The 19,553-nt window shown below is 38.7% G+C and carries 18 protein-coding genes and 1 tRNA gene; 7 read left to right on the top strand and 12 right to left on the bottom strand.

Translation table 11 applies throughout. The features are described from left to right. Positions 1-4: 4 nt before the first annotated feature. Positions 5-1,465: a PLP-dependent transferase gene (locus tag M0R16_11255; protein ID MCK9613448.1), complete on the bottom strand. Its 1,461-nt coding sequence runs from the start codon at positions 1,463-1,465 to the stop codon at positions 5-7. A gap of 111 nt (positions 1,466-1,576) precedes the next feature. On the opposite strand from M0R16_11255, the gene M0R16_11250 reads away from it, so the two are divergent. Further along, entirely contained in the window at positions 1,577-2,191 is a 615-nt protein-coding gene (locus tag M0R16_11250; protein MCK9613447.1) for a hypothetical protein, read from the top strand. 257 nt (positions 2,192-2,448) lie between these two features. Here M0R16_11250 and M0R16_11245 read toward each other — a convergent pair whose 3' ends face one another. Continuing rightward, complete coding sequence (locus M0R16_11245) at positions 2,449-2,811, bottom strand: YbaN family protein (protein ID MCK9613446.1); 363 nt, start codon at positions 2,809-2,811, stop codon at positions 2,449-2,451. Positions 2,812-3,119: 308 nt separating this feature from the next. Here M0R16_11245 and M0R16_11240 point away from each other — a divergent pair, with 308 nt between their 5' ends. Then, a complete protein-coding gene (locus tag M0R16_11240; GenBank protein MCK9613445.1) occupies positions 3,120-3,806 on the top strand; it encodes a fibrobacter succinogenes major paralogous domain-containing protein in 687 nt (228 codons plus the stop codon). 3 nt (positions 3,807-3,809) lie between these two features. Here M0R16_11240 and M0R16_11235 read toward each other — a convergent pair whose 3' ends face one another. Next, positions 3,810-3,959 (bottom strand): hypothetical protein, encoded by a 150-nt coding sequence (locus M0R16_11235; protein MCK9613444.1) that lies wholly within the window; start codon positions 3,957-3,959, stop codon positions 3,810-3,812. Positions 3,960-5,235: 1,276 nt separating this feature from the next. Between M0R16_11235 and M0R16_11230 the strand changes: the two genes are divergently transcribed. Beyond that, positions 5,236-6,066, top strand: coding sequence for a diacylglycerol kinase family lipid kinase (locus M0R16_11230; GenBank protein MCK9613443.1), 831 nt, complete (start codon positions 5,236-5,238; stop codon positions 6,064-6,066). A 204-nt stretch (positions 6,067-6,270) separates the two neighbouring features. Here the strand turns inward: M0R16_11230 and M0R16_11225 are convergent. From M0R16_11225 to gyrB, 4 genes are all read right to left on the bottom strand, one after another. Continuing rightward, positions 6,271-6,348 (bottom strand) — tRNA-Val (locus M0R16_11225). 41 nt (positions 6,349-6,389) lie between these two features. Then, positions 6,390-7,163, bottom strand: coding sequence for a hypothetical protein (locus M0R16_11220; GenBank protein ID MCK9613442.1), 774 nt, complete (start codon positions 7,161-7,163; stop codon positions 6,390-6,392). 71 nt (positions 7,164-7,234) lie between these two features. Beyond that, positions 7,235-7,921, bottom strand: coding sequence for an SDR family oxidoreductase (locus M0R16_11215; GenBank protein ID MCK9613441.1), 687 nt, complete (start codon positions 7,919-7,921; stop codon positions 7,235-7,237). 59 nt (positions 7,922-7,980) lie between these two features. Further along, positions 7,981-9,963, bottom strand: coding sequence for a DNA topoisomerase (ATP-hydrolyzing) subunit B (gyrB, locus tag M0R16_11210; protein MCK9613440.1), 1,983 nt, complete (start codon positions 9,961-9,963; stop codon positions 7,981-7,983). 212 nt (positions 9,964-10,175) lie between these two features. Between gyrB and M0R16_11205 the strand changes: the two genes are divergently transcribed. Then, positions 10,176-10,550, top strand: a complete 375-nt coding sequence (locus M0R16_11205; protein ID MCK9613439.1) for a DUF2784 domain-containing protein — start codon at positions 10,176-10,178, stop codon at positions 10,548-10,550. 37 nt (positions 10,551-10,587) lie between these two features. Beyond that, positions 10,588-11,247, top strand: coding sequence for a M50 family metallopeptidase (locus tag M0R16_11200; GenBank protein ID MCK9613438.1), 660 nt, complete (start codon positions 10,588-10,590; stop codon positions 11,245-11,247). A gap of 32 nt (positions 11,248-11,279) precedes the next feature. On the opposite strand, the gene M0R16_11195 is transcribed toward M0R16_11200, so the two are convergent. The 5 genes from M0R16_11195 to M0R16_11175 all read right to left on the bottom strand — a co-directional run bounded on the left by M0R16_11195 (position 11,280) and on the right by M0R16_11175 (position 18,303). After that, entirely contained in the window at positions 11,280-12,482 is a 1,203-nt protein-coding gene (locus M0R16_11195; GenBank protein MCK9613437.1) for a hypothetical protein, read from the bottom strand. A 247-nt stretch (positions 12,483-12,729) separates the two neighbouring features. Next, entirely contained in the window at positions 12,730-14,490 is a 1,761-nt protein-coding gene (locus tag M0R16_11190; protein ID MCK9613436.1) for a hypothetical protein, read from the bottom strand. Beyond that, positions 14,456-15,865 carry a tetratricopeptide repeat protein gene (locus M0R16_11185; GenBank protein MCK9613435.1) on the bottom strand — a complete coding sequence of 470 codons (1,410 nt, stop codon included), beginning with the start codon at positions 15,863-15,865 and terminating at the stop codon, positions 14,456-14,458. The genes M0R16_11190 and M0R16_11185 overlap by 35 nt, the downstream gene beginning before the upstream one ends. A gap of 35 nt (positions 15,866-15,900) precedes the next feature. After that, positions 15,901-17,544 carry a tetratricopeptide repeat protein gene (locus M0R16_11180; GenBank protein MCK9613434.1) on the bottom strand — a complete coding sequence of 548 codons (1,644 nt, stop codon included), beginning with the start codon at positions 17,542-17,544 and terminating at the stop codon, positions 15,901-15,903. A gap of 342 nt (positions 17,545-17,886) precedes the next feature. Beyond that, on the bottom strand, positions 17,887-18,303 hold the full coding sequence (locus M0R16_11175) for a hypothetical protein (protein MCK9613433.1): 417 nt from the start codon (positions 18,301-18,303) through the stop codon (positions 17,887-17,889). 184 nt (positions 18,304-18,487) lie between these two features. Here M0R16_11175 and M0R16_11170 point away from each other — a divergent pair, with 184 nt between their 5' ends. Together M0R16_11170 and M0R16_11165 are read left to right on the top strand one after the other, a co-directional pair. Then, positions 18,488-19,042 carry a sigma-70 family RNA polymerase sigma factor gene (locus M0R16_11170; protein MCK9613432.1) on the top strand — a complete coding sequence of 185 codons (555 nt, stop codon included), beginning with the start codon at positions 18,488-18,490 and terminating at the stop codon, positions 19,040-19,042. Beyond that, a complete protein-coding gene (locus M0R16_11165) occupies positions 19,039-19,542 on the top strand; it encodes a zf-HC2 domain-containing protein (protein ID MCK9613431.1) in 504 nt (167 codons plus the stop codon). Before M0R16_11170 ends, M0R16_11165 begins: the two co-directional genes overlap by 4 nt. Positions 19,543-19,553: the final 11 nt, after the last annotated feature.

The following is a 19,553-nucleotide window of genomic DNA, read 5'->3' as shown; positions in this document are numbered from 1 at the left end:
TGATTTATTTTAATGTTGCGGAAGACGCACCTCCGGCAGAATATTCCGGTGCTGAGAAGAAAACTTTTTTGCCATCCAGCACAGCCAGTGCCTGGTCAAGGTCAGCGATCACGTCGTCGGGATGTTCTCCTCCAACGCATAGGCGAATCAGGTTCGAAGGAATACCGGCAATTTTTCTTCCCTCTTCGCCTTGTTGTGAATGAGTTGAAATTGCCGGAATAGTTGCTACTGATTTAATGCGACCCAAATCCGTAGCACGCCATATTCTCTGGAAAGCATCAAACACATCGCGTGTCTTCTGAGCATCGCCTTTCACATGGAACGACATCAGGTGCCCATAACGGTTCACGGGCTTTCCGTACATCTCGTCATATTCTGCATCAACCAGCCAGAGGTACTCAGAGGCCAGCTTATGCAACGGATGAGATTCGAGACCTAAATAATCAACCTGCTGAATGTGTTTGTGTGATTCAAGAAACTTGGCGACTTTCATGGTGCTGCGGCTTAACATATCAACCTTTGAACGCAGTGTCCTCATATCATTAAGACTGAGAATGCAATTCATTGGCGAAAGGTTTGGCCCCATATCGCGGTTTGGCAGTTGCTTGAGATAACCGCCGAAGCAGGCTTTCATCTCTTCTGTGCCATAACGTGAAATAAGGTTGTTGCGTGCGATGACAGCGCCGGAAATGCCGAAACCGCTGGATGTAAGCGTTTTGGTAGCCGATTGTATAACAACATCGGCGCCAAGTGTCAGTGGGCGCAATAGGGCAGGAGTGGCAACCGTGTTGTCGATAATGACAGGTATGCCATGCGAGTGGCCAAGTTCTATCACTTTCTTTAAGTCGAAGAAGGCCTGTGAAGGGTTGCTTGGCATCTCTCCGTATAAGAAACGTGTATTTTCGTCTATCTTGGAAGCCCACTCATCAATATCGTTCGAGTTGATAATCTTGCGCCATTCGATGTTGCGTTCCTGGTCTTTGCGGATAGCGAACTGCTGAAACGTGCCTCCGTAAACCTGGCAGGTTGCAACAAAATTCATTTTCTGATTGGGATTTTTAGGGTCAACTGCCAAAAAAGGCTCCGTGGCGCTGGCAATGGCAGACATTCCTGAAGAAGTGGCACAGCATGATGTTCCGGTTTCCATGCCGTATCCTTCAAGCAAAGCCATCACACCTTCAAAATAATACATGCTTGGGTTTCCTATTCTTGAATAGCACCACGTTGGGACCATGTAACCCAAAGCAGCTTCCATTTCGTCAGCATCGCGATAAGCCTGTGACGATGACATATAAATAGGTTCAATGATGGAGCCCTGATTAAAATCAAGCGCTTCCTGCATGGAATATACGCCGTGGACAGCGATAGTATCAAAACGGCATTTTTTCATCCTGCTTAAATACTCTGCATGCCATTGTGCCGAGCGTTTAGCGGCATCTTTGTAATGTTCAATTCCTTTTTTCATAATTTCATATTTAGTACAGCAAACCTACTTATTTTTTTTTAATAAAAAATGCTTTGATGCAAAAAATAATCTAATTTTGAATAACTAAAAAATTATATACATAGCCTTATCATGAGATTAAGAAAAGATTTTTTATGGCTTATCATGTTTGGGACATTAGCAGGCCTGAACGAAACTGTGCTGGGGAGCATGCACATCCCTAATAAATCTGTTATTTTAAGCACCATCACCTTGGTATTGTTTGCTGCGGCACGCTATTTATTTCGTGCCAAAGGAACAACACTATTGGTTGCGGGAGTAGCAGTGTTGTTCAAATTAAATGATGTGGGTGTCTGTGGCTGCAGGCCCGAAGCGCTGATAATGCTGGGTATTGGCTTCGAATTGTTTGCCTCTCTGATGATAAAGAAAGATACTGAAAAAAAAATCATATTTTTCTTAGTTCCTGCACTCACGGCATTGCTCGTTTTTCCGGTTTTTGCGCTGATGATGAGGTATGTGATGCTGGATGAATACTGGTTTAATGCAAAGTTTTTCACTCAATACATATTTATAAAAGGGCCTTTGACAGCAGTAGCTTCCGCTTTGTTTTCGTTTCTAACTGTCCTTGCTTTGAAACCACTTGTGAAAAACTATACAAATATTTCCGCACAAAAACCTTATATTATTAATGGAGCTCTTGGCGTTGTGATTATTGCCATCTGGCTGATAGGTTTTTTCAGTGTGTAAGGCGTTTGAAAAGTAATATTTAGTTTTTTAGCATTCTAATAGTGCTTATAAGTTACCTATTTTTTTTCATAATTATATCTTGCCTTTGTTAAAACAATTTTCTTTTTTCTAAGTGTTTCTGAGTGTTCTTAGTGCCTTAGTGGTAGTCATGCGAACCAAATATATCTTGTTTTTATACTTTTATATCCACTAAGACACCAGGGCACTAAGTGCCACTAAGCAAAATAAAAATCTTAAGTAAAATTTTTTAAAAAATGTCAGGATTTTTTATTGCGTATAAATGCAATGTGCAAGGTAACGCCGGTGGCGATAACGAGCAGTATGATTCTTATAAAAAGGTTGTCGGTGGCGAAAATGGCGGAAAGCACTATGGTGAGCCACAACAACGAAATAGCAGAAATTTTAACTTTTAACGGGATGCCTTTGCCCTCACGGTAATTTTTTATGTATATGCCAAACCACTTGTTGTTTAAAAGCCGGTGATAAAATTTTTCTGAGCTTCTGGCATAGCAGGCTGCTGCCAGCAGAAGAAAAGGCGTGGTGGGCAATAAAGGTAAAAATATACCGAGTATCCCCAGCCCGGTAAAAAAGCTGCCTGCAACAACTAACAAAGCCCGCACAAAACGCTTGTTTGTTATATTCTCCTTGTTCGGTTGCTCTCCGCTTGGCTTATCATCTGCTGCTTTCATGTTTTCCATACACTGCAATTATCTTCTGTACATATTTTTGCCCTCAAAGGTAGAAAGAAAAAAATATACAGGGCTTGAAGAAGGAAAAACAGTCGAGAAATGCTCTGCGAGTGCTCTACAATTATATTTAATAAAGTTACTGACTCCTTCCATTATTTTTCATTTTTTATCTGTTAAACACCATTACGCAATATTAACTAAGAAAAATATTTTAATTTTACAATGCAAAATATTAAAACATGAAAAGAAGCATTTTTTTGATGATTGGTATTATAAGTATTTCCAATCTTTTTTCATTTATGTGTATTGTTTCCCATGCGCAGGAGTTCGGTTCTTTCACCGACCCCATTAATAACAAAACCTATAAAACCGTTAAGATTGGCACCCAAATCTGGATGGCCGAAAACCTTAGCGCTGAAAAATTCAGCAATGGAGACCCCATACCTCTTGCCGAAACCGATGCAGACTGGAAAAAGGCAGCTAAAGAAGGCAAAGCCGCCTGGTGCTTTTACAATAATGCCTATTCGTATGGAGACCAATATGGTAAATTATACAATGGGTTCACTATAACTGACTCACGTAATGTATGCCCTGCGGGCTGGCATGTCCCGACAAACGAAGAATGGAAAACTCTTGAGAACTATGTGGGTGGCAGTGTTGTTGGAGGCATTAAAATGAAGGCAGTCGCAGGATGGAATGCTGTTGGCGGTGCAACAAACAGCAGCGGTTTTTCTGCATTGCCGGGCGGCATTCGGTTCAACATCAGTCAATTTGTTTATATGGGAAGAAACGGGTATTGGTGGAGCTCAACACCACACGGTTCCGGTAAAGCATGGAGCCGCTTCCTGAGCGATGCGGATACATTTATTTATCTGCGAAGTTTTCACAAAAAAAGCGGCCTGTCTGTCCGCTGTATTAAAAATTAATTTTTATCCCGGATTACGAAGTAGATTTTTTTCTAAAGCTGGATCAGGGTTTGAGGAATACCAAAACGAACCTATTTTGCCCGATGCCGGAGGCATCGAATATTTATAAAAAGATAACACAAAAACAATGGCGACTCCGGAGGAGTTGAACATTTTTAATAATAATTTAAGCAAGCATACTGTTTGAATTATTATAAATTCCGGCATAATTTCAAGCGCTTTATAAGCATTTCATTGAACCAATGTAAATATTCCTTTCATCTACAATAGTAGAAATTTTAAGCGCTTTATTGATATAGGTTGGTAAACTTTTGTAGTGCATTTGTATTTTCCATAACAATAAATTAAAAAATTTTATCAAATATAAATAATTTGCATTAATTTTAAAAATAGTTATGTTCTTAAAAAAATCAAATTACTCTGAAAGTTTTTTTTTGTTTGACGCAGCATTTAGGATAGATTATCATGAAGCTGCTGGCTTTCCCTTTAATCCACAAAGGGACCATGCTGGGTCGCACCAAACCACCAAAAAATACAAAGTGTATTCTTTTCTGTAAACCACAAATAAAAAAGGTTTCAAAGAAACTCTGAACCCCTTGTCGTAATTTTGTCAGATTCCGTTTACACCTTTGGTTTATTTGCCTGTTGTTTTTTATAATAATCCTGTTGATCTTAAATATATCCTTAAGAAAACCGAATTGTTTCGCAGAAACAAAGAGTGTTGGCCCGAAAACATGCCGGTGTCAGGGAGTGGCCCGTGTGAAGCCTGCCTACCGGCAAGGCAGGGTTCGCGATATATTTTCTTGACTTTTTGGTACTTTTTGTGTCAAGACAAAAAGTACAATACAAATATCTTTTGAAGGTCAAATGCCTTTTTAAAAAACCACTTGGGCGAAGTTTGCAGTGAGCCTTAGCAGTTCCGATGGCTATCGTAAGAACTGCTGATCTTCCATTTCTGCTAACCATCAGATTGACTGAGAGGACATCAATAGCACAATAGTCGCTAAGGCATACCTTTGTTAACTGACCAGTTTTTCTTTTATATCAGGCAAGAAAGGAAAAATGATTTATACCATAATCAATTCTTTGTTTTCTTTTTCTGTCAAATTATTTTGTATTATTGCAACATCTGATCAACATAGTCGACCAACATACCTTGTTTAAATTGAAAAAAAATTTATTTTTTTATAAAAATCGTTGGATACGAGAACTTAAAAGCCACCGATACAAGCTAATGTTTTTTCAATTTTTAACGGATAAAGGAATGCTGCAGCTGACTAAATGACAGTGTAAAACCATTATACCAACTGTATTTTTATTTTATACTAAGATTATTATGGGGCCTATTGCTTTTATTATTGACGGTAGAAAAAAAAACGCGGACAAGATCTTTCTGAACTTTGAACGACATCTTGGTCATGCACATAAGATGAAAAAATTTATTACAGCCTATGGCGGGAATGCTGTTCAGCTTGCAGAGCAGGCTTTAAACGAAGGATTTACCAGTATAATTTGCATCGGTGGTGATGGCTGCCTTAACGAGGTTACCAATGGCATGATGAAGGTACGCCAGAATTTAAGCGAAGAAGAATGGTCTAACGTCAGACTGGGTGTGCTACCCATGGGATCAGGCAATGATTTTGTGCGCGCAGCAAATGCACCGGATACTGTCGAAAAACTTATAAAAGCGATTGAGGAAGATAAGAACAAACTCATAGATATGGGCATGGTAAACTACTTGTCAATTTCAGGAGAGATGCAGCACCGTTATTTTATCAACATTGCTGATATTGGCATCGGCGCTGTGGTTGTGCAGAAGCAGAGCGCTTATGCCAAATGGATGGGAGCCATGTTCAATTACCAGCGGGCCATACTGAGCACCTTTATGACCTATAAAAAACATCTGGTGAGGGTTAAGACAGAAAACTTCGAATACGAGGGAAACGTTATTGACGTGGTGGTGGCAAATGGAAAGTTTTACGGAAACGGACTGGGAATTGCACCCGATGCAGAACTTGATGACGGAATATTCTCCTTAGTGGTGCTGGGAAATATTTCCTTGTTTGATTACCTCAGGAACCTGAACAAAGCGCGCAAATGCGTGAAAATAAATTTACCTGATCTGCATTATAAAACTGCAATCGAGACTCATGTGGATGCTTTATCAGGTAAAACGCCAATAGAAATTGACGGGGAATTTATCGGCTTTTCGCCTGTTACTATAAAGGTTGTTCCAGGCGCTATCAGGGTTTTGTGCTAAAGACACATTATAACATAAATTATCCAGGTTCATAGTCTGCTTGGATTATTTTGCTATCTTTTATCTGATTTTTTTATATTCTTTGTATTAGAAAGATTTTGCTTTTAATAAATGGGATTTTGTGTTTATTTTCGTAATTATTGGCCTTTTTCTTGACACTAAACAAAAAAAGGATTTCAGAACCTCTGAAACCCTTGTTATTGTTGGTGAGTCTTAGCAGGATCGAACTGCTGACCTCTTGCCTGTCAAGCAAGCGCTCTAAACCAGCTGAGCTAAAGACTCATGATGCAAAAGTATTAAAAAAATAAATACGTCAGCACTACCTATTTATTTATAGATACCTTGCTCACCGATTGTTTTTTGCCTTGTTTTACGCTTAAATAATATATGCCCGGCTTGTAGCTACTGAAATCAAACAGGCGGGTGTACAGGCCTTTTGATTTTGGTATTTTTTCCTTATAAATACTTTTGTGATTATCGTTGTCAACAGTTAAAAGCGTTGATTTTTTTTCATCAAGCTGAAAATACACTTTCAATTGGCTGTCGTCAGAAAATTCGTCTGTGCCGAAGTTGCTCACATTAGGCAGTGAAGATGAGATGATGATTTCAGAAACAATGCGGTGCGCCTGATTGTCCTGTTGTTGCCGTTCTATACGGGGTTTTAGCTGTTCGTACTCTTTCTCTGTCGCGTCGGGCATTCTGTAAACTTCATCGGGGAAAAGGCTGTCTATATTCATATCCAGCGGGAAGGTACGGTCAAATATGTCGAATTTCTTGTCAAAAAAATCATCATTATCCATATTTAAATCTTTAAAAAAATCCTTCATTTCCCGTGTAAAGATTTCTTCAAAGCGTTCACTAAAATTTGTATCAAGGTCATAATCTTTATTGAAAAATAAAAACACATCCTGATTGTTAAAAGCGGTATCACTGAAGAAAATATTGTTATCTCCTTCGCTGTCGTAAGAACGCTGGGTTATCACCGTATCGCCGTTTTGTATGGTTATGGTTTTGATGGTAATGGTAGATTTTGATTGTGCCAAAACACCAAAAGACAGGAATGCTGTCAGCAAGAATGAAAATATTATTGTTTTCATGGCTGCAATTTTTTAATTACAAAAAATGAACGATGCCAAAAATAAAAAATTGTATGTTTTAGTTGAAAAAATTATGGAGTACTCAGCGATACGGGAATAATTTTACCGTTCATATGGCGATGAGCTTTGCATGCAAAATCAGCAATAAAATCTGCCATCTGTGTCGCATTTACAGCCGCATTATATCCGGGAAAGGCTTTCTGGAGCATCTCTGTCTTTACCGAACCAAGACATAGGCAGTTAATGCTGATTTTTTTTTCTTTTAGCTCGGCAGCAAGGCATTCTGTCAGTATGGCCAGGGCTGCTTTGGAGGCGCTGTAGCCCGTCAATCCCTGGAACTTTTCACTCCCCTGAAAACCACCCATGCTGCTGATGTTTACTATATGTGCATTATCAGAAATAAAGGGTAGGAGGGTTTGTATCATTTGGAAAGGGGCATGAAAATTCACAGCAAACATCTTGTTGTTATCTGCCCTGCTCAATTTATCAAAGGGTTTTTTTATCAGCAAACCCGCGTTATTTATAAGAATATCTGTTTTTTTCTCTTCAAAGAAGCTGAGTTTTTCAATAATAGGAGTGTACACTTCATTTGTGAGGTCAAAAGAAACTGGGCATAAGTTTATATATTTTTCCTGAAGTTCTTTAAGGTTTTCAATATTTCTTGATATTGCAATAACCTTATTGCTCTCCTGCTGAAGGAATTTTTTACACAGCTCAAGTCCTATTCCTTTTCCAGCGCCGGTAACAACAATGTTCATGCTTTCTTAATATTTCTATGTGCCCTTATGTGTCTATGTGGTGAAAAATGTGCAAGAGATTAAACATCAATTCTTGCGTATTTTGCATTTTTTTCTATAAATTCTCTTCTCGGGGGTACTTCATCGCCCATCAACATACTGAAAATCCGGTCGGCTTCTGTGCCATTCACAATGTTTACCTGCCTGAGCATACGTTTTTCAGGGTTCATGGTGGTTTCCCAAAGCTGTTCTGAGTTCATTTCTCCCAAACCTTTGTATCGTTGTATGTGGATGCTGGATTCTTTTCCTGTTTTAGAAAACTCAGCCACAACTTGTTCACGCTGTTCTTCTGTCCAGCAGTAGTGTTGCTCGTTGCCTTTTTTTATCAGGTATAGCGGGGGAGTAGCAATGTAAACATGGCCTCGTTCAATCAATTCTTTCATATAACGGAAGAAGAAAGTGAGTATCAGGGTGGCGATATGGCTTCCGTCCACGTCAGCATCTGTCATGATGACGATTTTATGATAACGAAGCTTGTCAAGGTTGAGTTCTTTGCTGTCTTCTGCCGTTCCTATTGTGATTCCCAGAGCTGTAAAGATATTTTTTATTTCTTCTGATTCAAATATTTTGTAAGGCATGGCCTTTTCTACATTGAGTATTTTTCCCCTAAGCGGCAGTATGGCTTGTGTTTTTCTGTCACGGCCCTGTTTGGCGGTGCCTCCTGCGGAGTCGCCCTCTACAAGAAAAATTTCACACAGGGCAGAGTCTTTTTCGCTGCAATCTGCAAGTTTGCCGGGTAACCCTGAGCCGGAAAGGACATTTTTTCGTTGTACCAACTCCCGGGCTTTACGTGCTGCATGGCGCGCAGTTGCAGCCAAAATCACTTTATTGACAATAGTGCGGGCTTCTTTCGGGTGTTCTTCCAGATAATATGTCAGCAATTCGCTGACAAGTTGGTCCACTGCCCCCATCACTTCGTTGTTACCAAGTTTGGTTTTCGTCTGCCCTTCGAACTGAGGCTCCAGAACATTAACTGAAATAATAGCCGTGAGCCCTTCGCGGAAATCGTCGCCGTTGATATCGAATTTCAGTTTTGCCAACATGCCTGTCTTCTCGGCATAAGTTTTCAACGTTCTTGTAAGCGCCCTTCTGAAACCAGCAAGGTGAGTACCGCCTTCATGGGTGTTTATATTATTAACGTATGAATGTATATTTTCGGCAAAGGATGAATTGTATTGCATAGCAATATCAATGGGGATGTCATTTTTTTCGCCATCAATGCAAATAGGGTCGGGCATGAGTTTTTCACGGGTAGCATCGAGGTATTCAATAAAGTCTTTTAGCCCGTTTTCAGAGTAAAACTCATCGTGATGTTTTCCGTTGCCGTTTTCTTCGTGTTCGCGCAAATCAGTAAGCACAAGTTTTACTTTTTTATTCAGGTATGCCAGTTCACGAAGGCGTGATGACAACAACTCATAATTATATTCTGTGATATAAAAAATAGATTTGTCAGGTTTAAATGTGATACTGGTACCTGTTTTATCCGATTCGCCTGCTACCCGCACAGGGTAAATAGGGTTCCCGCAACTATATTCCTGTTCAAATATTTTCCCTTCGCGATAAACCGTAACTTTCATTTCTGACGAAAGAGCATTGACGCATGATACACCCACGCCATGAAGCCCTCCGGAGACTTTGTAGGAGTTTTTATCAAATTTTCCCCCCGCATGCAAAACTGTCATGACAACTTCCAGGGCGGAACGTTGTTCCTGTTCGTGCATACCTGTGGGAATACCGCGGCCATTATCTTCCACGGTGATGGAATTATCCGGGTTGATTTTTACCTCAATATTATTACAATAACCGGCAAGTGCTTCGTCAATGGAGTTATCAACAACTTCTACCACAAGGTGGTGCAAACCCCTTGTTCCGGTGTCGCCAATATACATGGCAGGGCGTTTCCTTACAGCCTCAAGCCCTTCAAGCACTTTTATGCTGTCAGCGTCATAATTTGTGTTTTCAATAGCATTATTAGTGCCGTTCACTTTTTCTTTTTCGCTCATAATCAATTACTTATATAAAGTTCTAAACTAAACAAAGATACGATCTTTTTCCCAAAAAATGGTTAAAAATTTACACATTTATTTAAGGAAGTTATTAACACTTTTGTTAAGAAAATATTTTAACGCAGATAAGTGGTTTAAAGTATTTTGAAAGTTATTTTTCTAAATATATCATTATTTTGTATTAATTTCACATAGTAAATTCTATTTTAATGTTCTGGTATCATTTTCTCGATTATTTTTTTCTGATATTTCATACGGTTTTTACACTTTTCAATATTTTCGGCTGGGTATGGGAAAAAACACGCCTGGCTAATTTCATAACACTATCTCTTACTGCTTTCTCCTGGTTTTTGCTGGGTATATTTTATGGCATAGGTTTCTGTCCGCTCACCGAATGGCACTGGCAAGTGCTTGAGAAACTTGGGAACACAAACTTACCTTATTCTTATATCCGGTATGTTATTTTGCGTATCAGTGGAATTGACACCGGCGAAACCCTGGCAGAAGTCATAACTTTAATTATCTTTTTTGTATCATTTGCAATTTCTGTGTACTTAAATTTTTTCAGGAAAAAGCATAGATAAAAAGCAAATATTCATTTCCTTTGCCAAAACATTCGGCTTGAAAAAAGAATATATCTTATATGCCCTGCCGTTGGTTGTATTGCTCTTTAACCGCATTCCTTATCTGGGAAAATACCTGAGGGTGGTCAACACCCTGATACACGAGAGCGGTCATGCCCTGATGGCATTACTGATGAGGGGAGAAGTTTATGAAGTGGAGTTATTCAGCAACCGTGCAGGTACAGCAACAACAAAAACAAAGGGGAAATTCAGATTTTTTATGGTAGCCTTTGCCGGCTATCCCGTTGGTTCGGCTTTTGCCTGGCTGATGTTTTATTTTATCAGCAAAGGGCAATATTCCGTGGTGCTGTATTCGCTTGCAACGGTTTCTTTGCTCAACCTTACTTTTCTTGTAAGGAATACTTTCGGGCTGATATGGCTTGTAGTGTTTGTAATGCTTGTGCTGATAGTGAAGTTTTACGGCGATGATATGATGAGATATATTTTTTGTGCATTTATTACCGGAATTATGCTGTTTGAGGCGTTGTATTCTTCTGTAGAACTTATAACATTGGCTTTTCGCAAATCTAAATCAGCCGGTGACGCTGCCATATTGGCCCAAATCACCCGCATACCTGCCATGTTTTGGGCAATAATATTCTTTCTGATATCGCTGTTGTTTATTTATTTAAGCATAAAACTCTTCTTCCCGATATAAACTGCTAACTGTTAACTGATAACTGCTAACTGTCAAAAACATCCTCCCACAGCAATCCCAATTCCCGGCAGCCATTCTCCTGTTTTAGTTACTATATGCGACATCACAGCCAGCCTTAAAAAGAAATTTTCTTTGGTTTCAAGGCGGTAAGCCAGTTGAGGAACAATATTCACATTAAACTCCTCGAGTAAGAGGCTCTCAAAGGTAGAGTAAATGCCTGCCTCGAATTTTTGCGTTGCATGGCCCAAAGTAATATTGAATCCAACCGGAAAAGCGTATATTTTGGAAATAAAACTGTAACCTACTCTGGCTTGTATGCCAACCATATCATTCCTGAATAGCGTACGTTCATAATTGAATGAATAGGAGAGCCCGCTGCCAAGTGCTTCGAAATAAAAATAATTGTTATACCATTTTGGTTTTTTCTTATCTTTAATCTGTACAGTCATTTTTTCGGTGTTATATTGATAGGTATAATCTGGCTCAGTTTCTTTATTTTTTCTTTTTTCTTCCAGTGTTTGGGGTTTGGTGTTGTCCAGTGACCAAATCAGGCTTATATCAAGCCCTGCTGACCAATTTTGGAATTGGGTGGTGGTGCTTTCCAGAAAATTTAAACTTTCAAGTTTTGTGCTGAAAAAGTTATATCTGAATGCCGGCAAAAACTCAATGCAAAGTCTTTCACGAAGAGGGACACTGATACCTGCCCTGACAATAGCGCTGAAACTGGTGCCAAAAGTAAGTTCGTCGCCGGAATTTTTTGTTCCGGGAATCCCAAAAGGGTAGTCACCACTGATAGTAACTTTTTCAAAATCGCTGTATTTTATGTTGAAAGAAATTCCTGCGCTCCCCTGAAAACGCACTTTACCTCTGGTAGTTCTGTACCCGAAAAGAAAAGGGCAACTTACATAAAGCTGGTTTCCTTTTCTTAGTGTACTGTATGTCCAATCCCTGCCCATAGTGTTTACTGTGCTTATTTGTTCGGCATAATTAGCTGTCAGCCAGCTGATGCCAATACCGCTTTCAATAAAAAGCCCGTTTTTCCATTTGTTCATATAACGGTAACCCGCATTCAGCCCAAAGCCGGGGGTAGGTTGTGTGTTTTCTTCCGAAAAATAAAAGCCAGTAAGCGCCGGGCTGATATAAAAACCACTGGCGCGCCGAAGTGTATCGGGCATTTGTGCTGCCAGTAACAAGGGTATAAATAACAAGCTGGAAAAAGCAAGTAATTTTTTCATATGGCTTAATTCAATAAAACAAAACTACTTTTTTTTCTGAAATAATGCAAATAAATTCCATTTACGAAATCAATAATGATTTTTCAGAATCCTTTACAAAAAATAGATTAAAACAACGTAAAGAAAATAAGGTTAGACATATGTATTGCTTCTTTTCACGTCCGCGGGCTTTAGTAATAACTAATTTTCATACATTTACAAATTAAAATATTTATATGCAATGAGATTAGTTTTTTTACTATTTGTTTCAAAATGCATATGAAATGCCTGCCATGAGATTAAAGCCATAAAGTGGATAGTTATTCCACTGATAATATTTTATTTTTTTCGACATGTTGGTGACATTATTAAAGTTTATCCAGGCTGATAATATTTTCGAATACCGGTATTCAAAACCTAAATTTAAGTCGGCATACCCGCTGAGTTTTTTCTTCACGGGGTTTCTTCCGGCAAATGTTTTGGCATATACATTTGAACGTCCCGTAATTCCTGCCTGAATAATAAACTTATCACGGATGTTATAGCAAAAATCTGCGTAAGCATCAAAAATGGGCTTATGCCATGCCCGGTCCTCGTTATCCATGATGTAATTATAGAAGTTGCCTCCAACGAGAAGTTTAAACTTTTCATCTTTTTGATAAGCAAGTTCTCCTTTGACATTAAGGAGTTTGGCATTATCGTAAATTATTACAAACCTGTTGTTGAAAACGAGGCTGGTGTCGTTCACATACATGGGCATATTTTTTATTCTTTCGTAAGATACAGCAGCGGAGAAATTCAGGGTACGGCTTATTTCACTTTTGATGCCGCCGAAAATATTATACACATGGCTGGTGTATGACAAAGGTATCTGAGGATTGATGTATGGGTTTTCGTTCGTAAAACTCAGATAGGTGTTTTCTTCCAGATTTCCTTTTATCCCTGCAAAAACTATCAGGATATTTTTTACTATGTTAAACTGGACATCGGCAATAGGATAAAAATGAAAAGACGCCAGGCTGTCGGCAGACACAGAGATGTCAACGCCCAGGTTGAAGTTGAACCCTTTAAAAGTTGTTCTTATGTATGGGGTTAGCGAAATAATGCCGGCATTGTACTGCCGGAGGCTGTCTTCATTGAAATAATAGTTGATTTTGGCCTGCATCCCCAGTAACTGGGAGCTTGTGAATTTAAATAAGTGCAGGTCTTTGTGAATGTCGCCACTAAACTCAAGGCCGTTTTCTGAGACACTATAAAAGTCGTTCAGGTAATAATATTTTAGCGCTGTTGAATAATTAAGTTTCAGGGAATCGGGGTGATGCATGCTGTTGAAATAAACTCCTGCTGTGATAAGGTTGAAGCGTTGTTTATACAAATCTCTGTCAAGAGGCTGGACGGAGAGTTCGCCGGGTTTGAAGCCGTAATAATGCCAGACATTTCTTTTATAAGAAATATCGCCTCCTATCACAGTATTTTTAAAAAACTTTTTTCCGTAAAATTCTGCAAGGTTTTCATTATTACCGGGGTAAGCCCATCCTTGAATTTTCCCAAAATAGGAGTGATGTTTCAAATGTCCACCAACAGCATAGGAGCGGGAATATGTATTGTTTACAAAAAATTCGCCATATGGGGAAGTATAGCTTCCAAACCCTGCTTTCAGAAGAAATTTATAAAGTTTAGTTAGGGATGGTTCTCCAACACGTGCTGCTTTAATTGGCTCCGCAGCAAACTGAGTTTTGTATTTACGGAATAGCATGGGATATTCCAGTTTCGGCATGGTAATCACTGTGTCGGTAAATACTGGTTGAGTGTTTAATTTATTTGCATCAGAGATGGTAGGCTGATATGGAGCTATCACCGTCACATTTTCAGCGTAAGGTTTTATTTGCCCGGATAGTTGATGATAAAACAATATGAAAAATGCCGTAAATCCAAGGATGTATCGTGTTGTTTTCATAATGCGGTAATTTATATTATTTTTCATGATTACAAAATTATTTAATGTCCATGTCAGGAATCTGGAGTTCATTTTCTTTCAGCAATTCTTCAGCTTTTTGTTGTTCCTCAGCTTTCTCTGCTTCAAGAATCTCATTAAGTTTGCCTTGTGCTATGGCAACCAGGTCGGCTCCTTCGTAATTATCAATAATGCTTTTCAGGGTATATTTTGCCTGATGCCCATTGCCGGTTTTTACATAATTGTCGGCAAGAAGAATAAAAGCTTTTGCTACCCAGTAATCGTAAGAGGGTACCTGGTTTATCAGGTCAAAAGCTGCTTTTTCCGATTCCACAGTATTATCCTGAAGGTAAAAAATATAGGCAATATTATATTTGGCTTCGGCACAGGATTCACTGTTTGTGATTTTTGTTACGGCATTAAATTCGGCATGAGCCAGAGAATAATTATTCATGGTCATTGCAGACTTTCCAATTATCATGTGTGATTCAACTTCCATTTCATTTGTCAGTTTATCGGTGTTTTGAAGCCTTTGTGCCGCTTCTATGGCCGAGCCATATAATTCAAGCAGGTAGTTGCAGCGCATTTGCCCAGCCATAGCCAGCGTGATGTTCTCTTTGTATTCAGCATATTTCTCGAGTTCAATATAATTACTGAGAGCCGCCTCATATTTTTTATTACTGAAATTAATCTCAGCAGCATGAAGTAAAGATTTTTCCAGAAATTTTGTGCGGGGTTTTGCCGTAACATAATTGTAGTTTTCGAGCGCTTCATTGCTTTCCCCTGAACGGTACTGGCATTCTGCAAGATAAAAATGTGCATCAATAAGATATGCTCCGTTGGGAAATTTTTCTATATAATCTTTAAATCCTTTGGAAGCATTGACGCAATCATTTTTCATGTAGCGATTAATTACAGCTATATAAGTTATGGAATCCTGCTCTGAGTCTGAAACATTGTTAAATGGCAACCCTTTAACATATACAAAAAAATCTTCCACCTGGTCTTTGTCAACATAAATGTTGCGTATGCTGACCAGCGCCTCTTTTGATTCCGGTGTCCCAGGGAAATCACTGATAACTTTTTTCAGAACTTGTAATGCTTGTTCGTCTTTTTCCGAGTTGTAATAAATCATTCCTTTTTTTAGTAAGGATTGGCTTACATACCCCGAATTAGGGTATTCGCGTGAAAGCATATCGTAATAATCAATGGCCTTGTTGCTGTTGTTCATGTTTTGATAAGTATTAGCAAGCTCAAAAATAGCTGCAGCGCGGTAGTTCGATTTCGGGTAGTTTTCAATCATGCTAATCAATGAGGCTGCTTTTGTTTCAAGTTTTGCCAAAGCACCTTCTGCAAGGGCTTTCTGGTACATGGCATAATCAGCGTCAACCAGTTTTATTCCAATCCCTTTGTTATAATTTTCTATGGCACTGGCAAAATCCCGATTCATAAAATAGACGTCACCTAAGCGGTTGTATGTGTCGTTTAATGTTTTTTGAGGAGCGTTTTTTGCTTCGGTGGCATACTTTCTGAAATTGGTAAGGCTGGATGTGTAATCGCGTTTTTAAAATTAGAATACCCCATCCCATAATATGAATTCAGGTAAGCTTCGTTGCCGTATGCTCCCGGTATGCTTTGCAGCAGCTGATAATTTATCAGTGCAGAATCGTATTTTTCCATACGGTAATATGCTTCTGCCGACCAGAAGTAAGATTGAATTTCAAGATTCTGGTTCACAGGATACTTAAGAGATTTGTTAAACAGTGCAATACTCTGACCGAAATCAGAATTATTGAAAAGTTCAATGCCTCGCAGATAAGCTATTTTCTGGTAAGCCGTATTGAGTTTTAAGTCACGTTTTTTGATTTTTTCAAGTGAGGCAAGAGCATAATTATAATTTTTTGTCGAAAGGTAAATATTTGAAAGGTATTCGTAAGCTTCATCAAGGTTGGAGGAATTGGGGTATTTATCAATATACTCATTGAATACATTAATGGATTCGTTATAAGGGTTGTACCCTGTTTCGTAGGAAAGCTTGGCATAGCTGAACATGGCGTTTTCCTGTACATCTTTGTCGAAATCCATTTTATAAGCTGCCGAAAACATATTTATGGCAAATTGTTTCTGTTCGGTTGCAAGGTAACATTCAGCGAGGTGGTAACAGGTGAGTTGAGTCAGGGAGTCGTTTTCGGCGGTGCTGATTTTTTTAAAATTATCAATAGCCTGGTTATAATTGCCGGTTTTAAAATAGGTGAAACCTGCCATGTAATAATCCTGTAGCGACATGGGGGTTGTATTTCGTTGCAGGTAATTCTCAAGATAGGGGATAGCTTCACTGTAGCGTTCTGTCTGGTAATATGCTTCGGCGGCTATGCGTGAAATTTCGGGATACCTCCGGTTGTTGGAATCGGCAAGCAGGGCAGGGGCAAGAGCAGTAACTTCGTCATACTTCTGCTGGTAATAATAAATCTGTATCATATAGAAAGGGGCGATTTTGCTGTATGCTTCGTCGGCTTGCAATTTGCGGAAGGATTTCAGTGCAGTTTCGTAATTTTTTTCCGTGTAAGCGATGTGGGCGAAATAATAGTTGGCCGGGGCATAATATTTTGATTCCTTATCAATGATGTCAAAGAAAGCTTTTTTGGCTTTGTCATAATCCTGTTGTGTGAAATAGCAATAGCCCGATTTAAATTTATATTCAGCAAGGTTTTCGGCGCTAAGCTGCTCGGAGTTGGTTTTTTCGTAAGCTTTCAGGGCTTCGTCATATTTTTTGCTTTTAAAATAATAGTCGGCCAGTTGGAAATAAGTGATGTTGGTTTTTGGATTCTCGGGATATGCTTTGATAAAAGCCATAGCAAGGTTTTCGGCATCGGCATTGAAAAGTTTCAGCCCGCAGATGGCATTGTAATATGCGGCATTGGCTCGCATCTCGGTAGGGTAATATTTTATTCCGAGCAGTTGTTTAAATTTCTCCTGTGCAGCTCCGAATTTTTCTTTATTAAATAATTCAATAGCATCGCGGTAAGTAATAAGCGGGCTTTGATAAAAAGATGTCTTTTGTGCGTACAGGGCCGCATTACCGGTAATCATTGCACAACACAAGAGGAAGAACATAATTTTTTTACGCATAATATATGATGTTTTGTTTATCTATCCTGTTGAAAATTACGAGTTTACGTTTAAAATAAGATTTAAAAGCGAAAATATGCTATAATAAGCCGTGATTAACTGTATGTAAAGCTTAATTATTAACAGCGGATGTTTGATAACTCAAGTGTGTTTTATGTTCAATTTTCAATTTTCATTGCCCGATTTTTTACACAAACTTTTTAAATTGTCCATTAACTGAATTTTAAATTCCTTAGACTGATTGGTTGAAATGTTATGTTCCCATAGTTTCGCGCCTACGGTGCTTTTAATGAAAAAAGCCGGAACTTATTGTCCGGCTTTTTTACATTTATCTATTACTCTTTATTTTTCCTTTTCCCTTTCTTTTCTTTTATGATAAATCAGATACGCAAGCAGCAGCCCTGCACCGCCGAAAAGAAAGATTGTTCCGCTGTAAACAGCGCCGGCAATGCCGCCGCCACCGTGAATGCTAACTTCTGTGGAACCTTCTTCCACAATTTTAACGGCTTCGTGTACAGCAGGCTCTGGAACAAACTGCATGATGATGAGTCCGACAATAATACCTAGTCCGATGCCGATACTCAGCAGCGAAAAACGTAGAGTGCCGAAACCATTGGTTTTTCTGCGGGTGTTGGGTTCCATACCCTTTTCTATCATAGCCATGCGTTCTTCATTTTCGTATTTGCGAAGAAAGACAATGGTGAGGAAAATTCCTGCAAAAAGTGTAATTGGGACTAAAACTCCAAAAAGTGTTTCCATGATGTTTAATTTTTAATTGTTTATTCGTATGACGACATCAACATCTGTCCGGTTACAAAAAAATATCACAAACTGAAAAATTGTATGATGAAATTATGTATTTTTTTATTTAAAAAATTTTTTGTAATATTATAAAAAAACATTGTAACCATAATTATAGTCTTGTCGTCTATTCTATAATGCTATGAATCAGGAAGAGCAAAACTGGATAAACGATTGCCGAAGAGGAAAGACAGAGGCCTTCAGGCTGCTGGTGGATAAATATCAGCATTTTGCTTACACCTTGGCAGTCAGGATAACAAAAAATGATGAAGATGCCGAGGAAGTTACACAGGATGCGTTTGTCAAGGCTTTTAAATCGTTATCGGGTTTTAAAGGAGAGTCGAAATTCAGCACATGGTTTTATAAAATAGTATTACATTTGGCTATGACAAAAGTAAGAAGAAAGAAATATGATTTTCAAAACATTGACGAAATCAGGGAAGCTGTGGAAGTTGATAATGATATGCAACGAAAAAAAGATCGCACTTATTATGTTGAAAAAGCCATCAACTCCCTCCCTGAAGATGAAACGGCCATGGTAAGCTTGTTTTATATGGAAGGGCAATCCGTAGAAGATATTGCTGCTGTTTTTAACCTGAGCATTTCCAATACCAAGGTGAAACTGTTCAGAGCAAGGAAAAAGATGGCGGAAGTTTTACAAAATGAACTCAAAGAAAATTTATATACCATATTATGAAACACCTGGATGAGAATATCATAATTGCATATGCTGACAATCTGCTCTCAGGCACAGAGCTTGCCGCTGCAGGAATGCACCTTGAGGAGTGTGAGGCCTGCAGGCATTTGCTTAAATCATACCGTTCTCTGAATGCCCTGATGCAAAACAATAATGTTATAAAAGCGCCAACCACACTTAAAAGCAATGTGATGTACGCTATAGAGCTTCACCGAAAAATAGCTTTGCACAAGAAAAAAAGTCGAAGGGTATTTTTAGTTTATGCTCTTATAATGTCTGCATTAATGATACCGGCAATAGTTTTTGCTTTTATATCCGGTGATGGACTACTATTTCAATTTCCGGTTTGGCTTCAGAGTGCTTTTACCCATATGGACTATATGAAAATTCCTATACAAATACAAAATCCATTAATTTTTTATGTTATTGTTGCAATAATTTCCATTTTTATTATTGAAAATTCAATAAGATTTGTCCACAAACGCAGAAAAGTAAAGTAATAATTTCTGAA

This window comes from Bacteroidales bacterium, from assembly GCA_023228145.1.
Taxonomy (GTDB): Bacteria; Bacteroidota; Bacteroidia; order Bacteroidales; family CAIWKO01; genus CAIWKO01.
The sequence above is the reverse complement of the archived record's forward strand: the minus strand, read 5'-3'. Positions and strand labels throughout refer to the sequence as shown.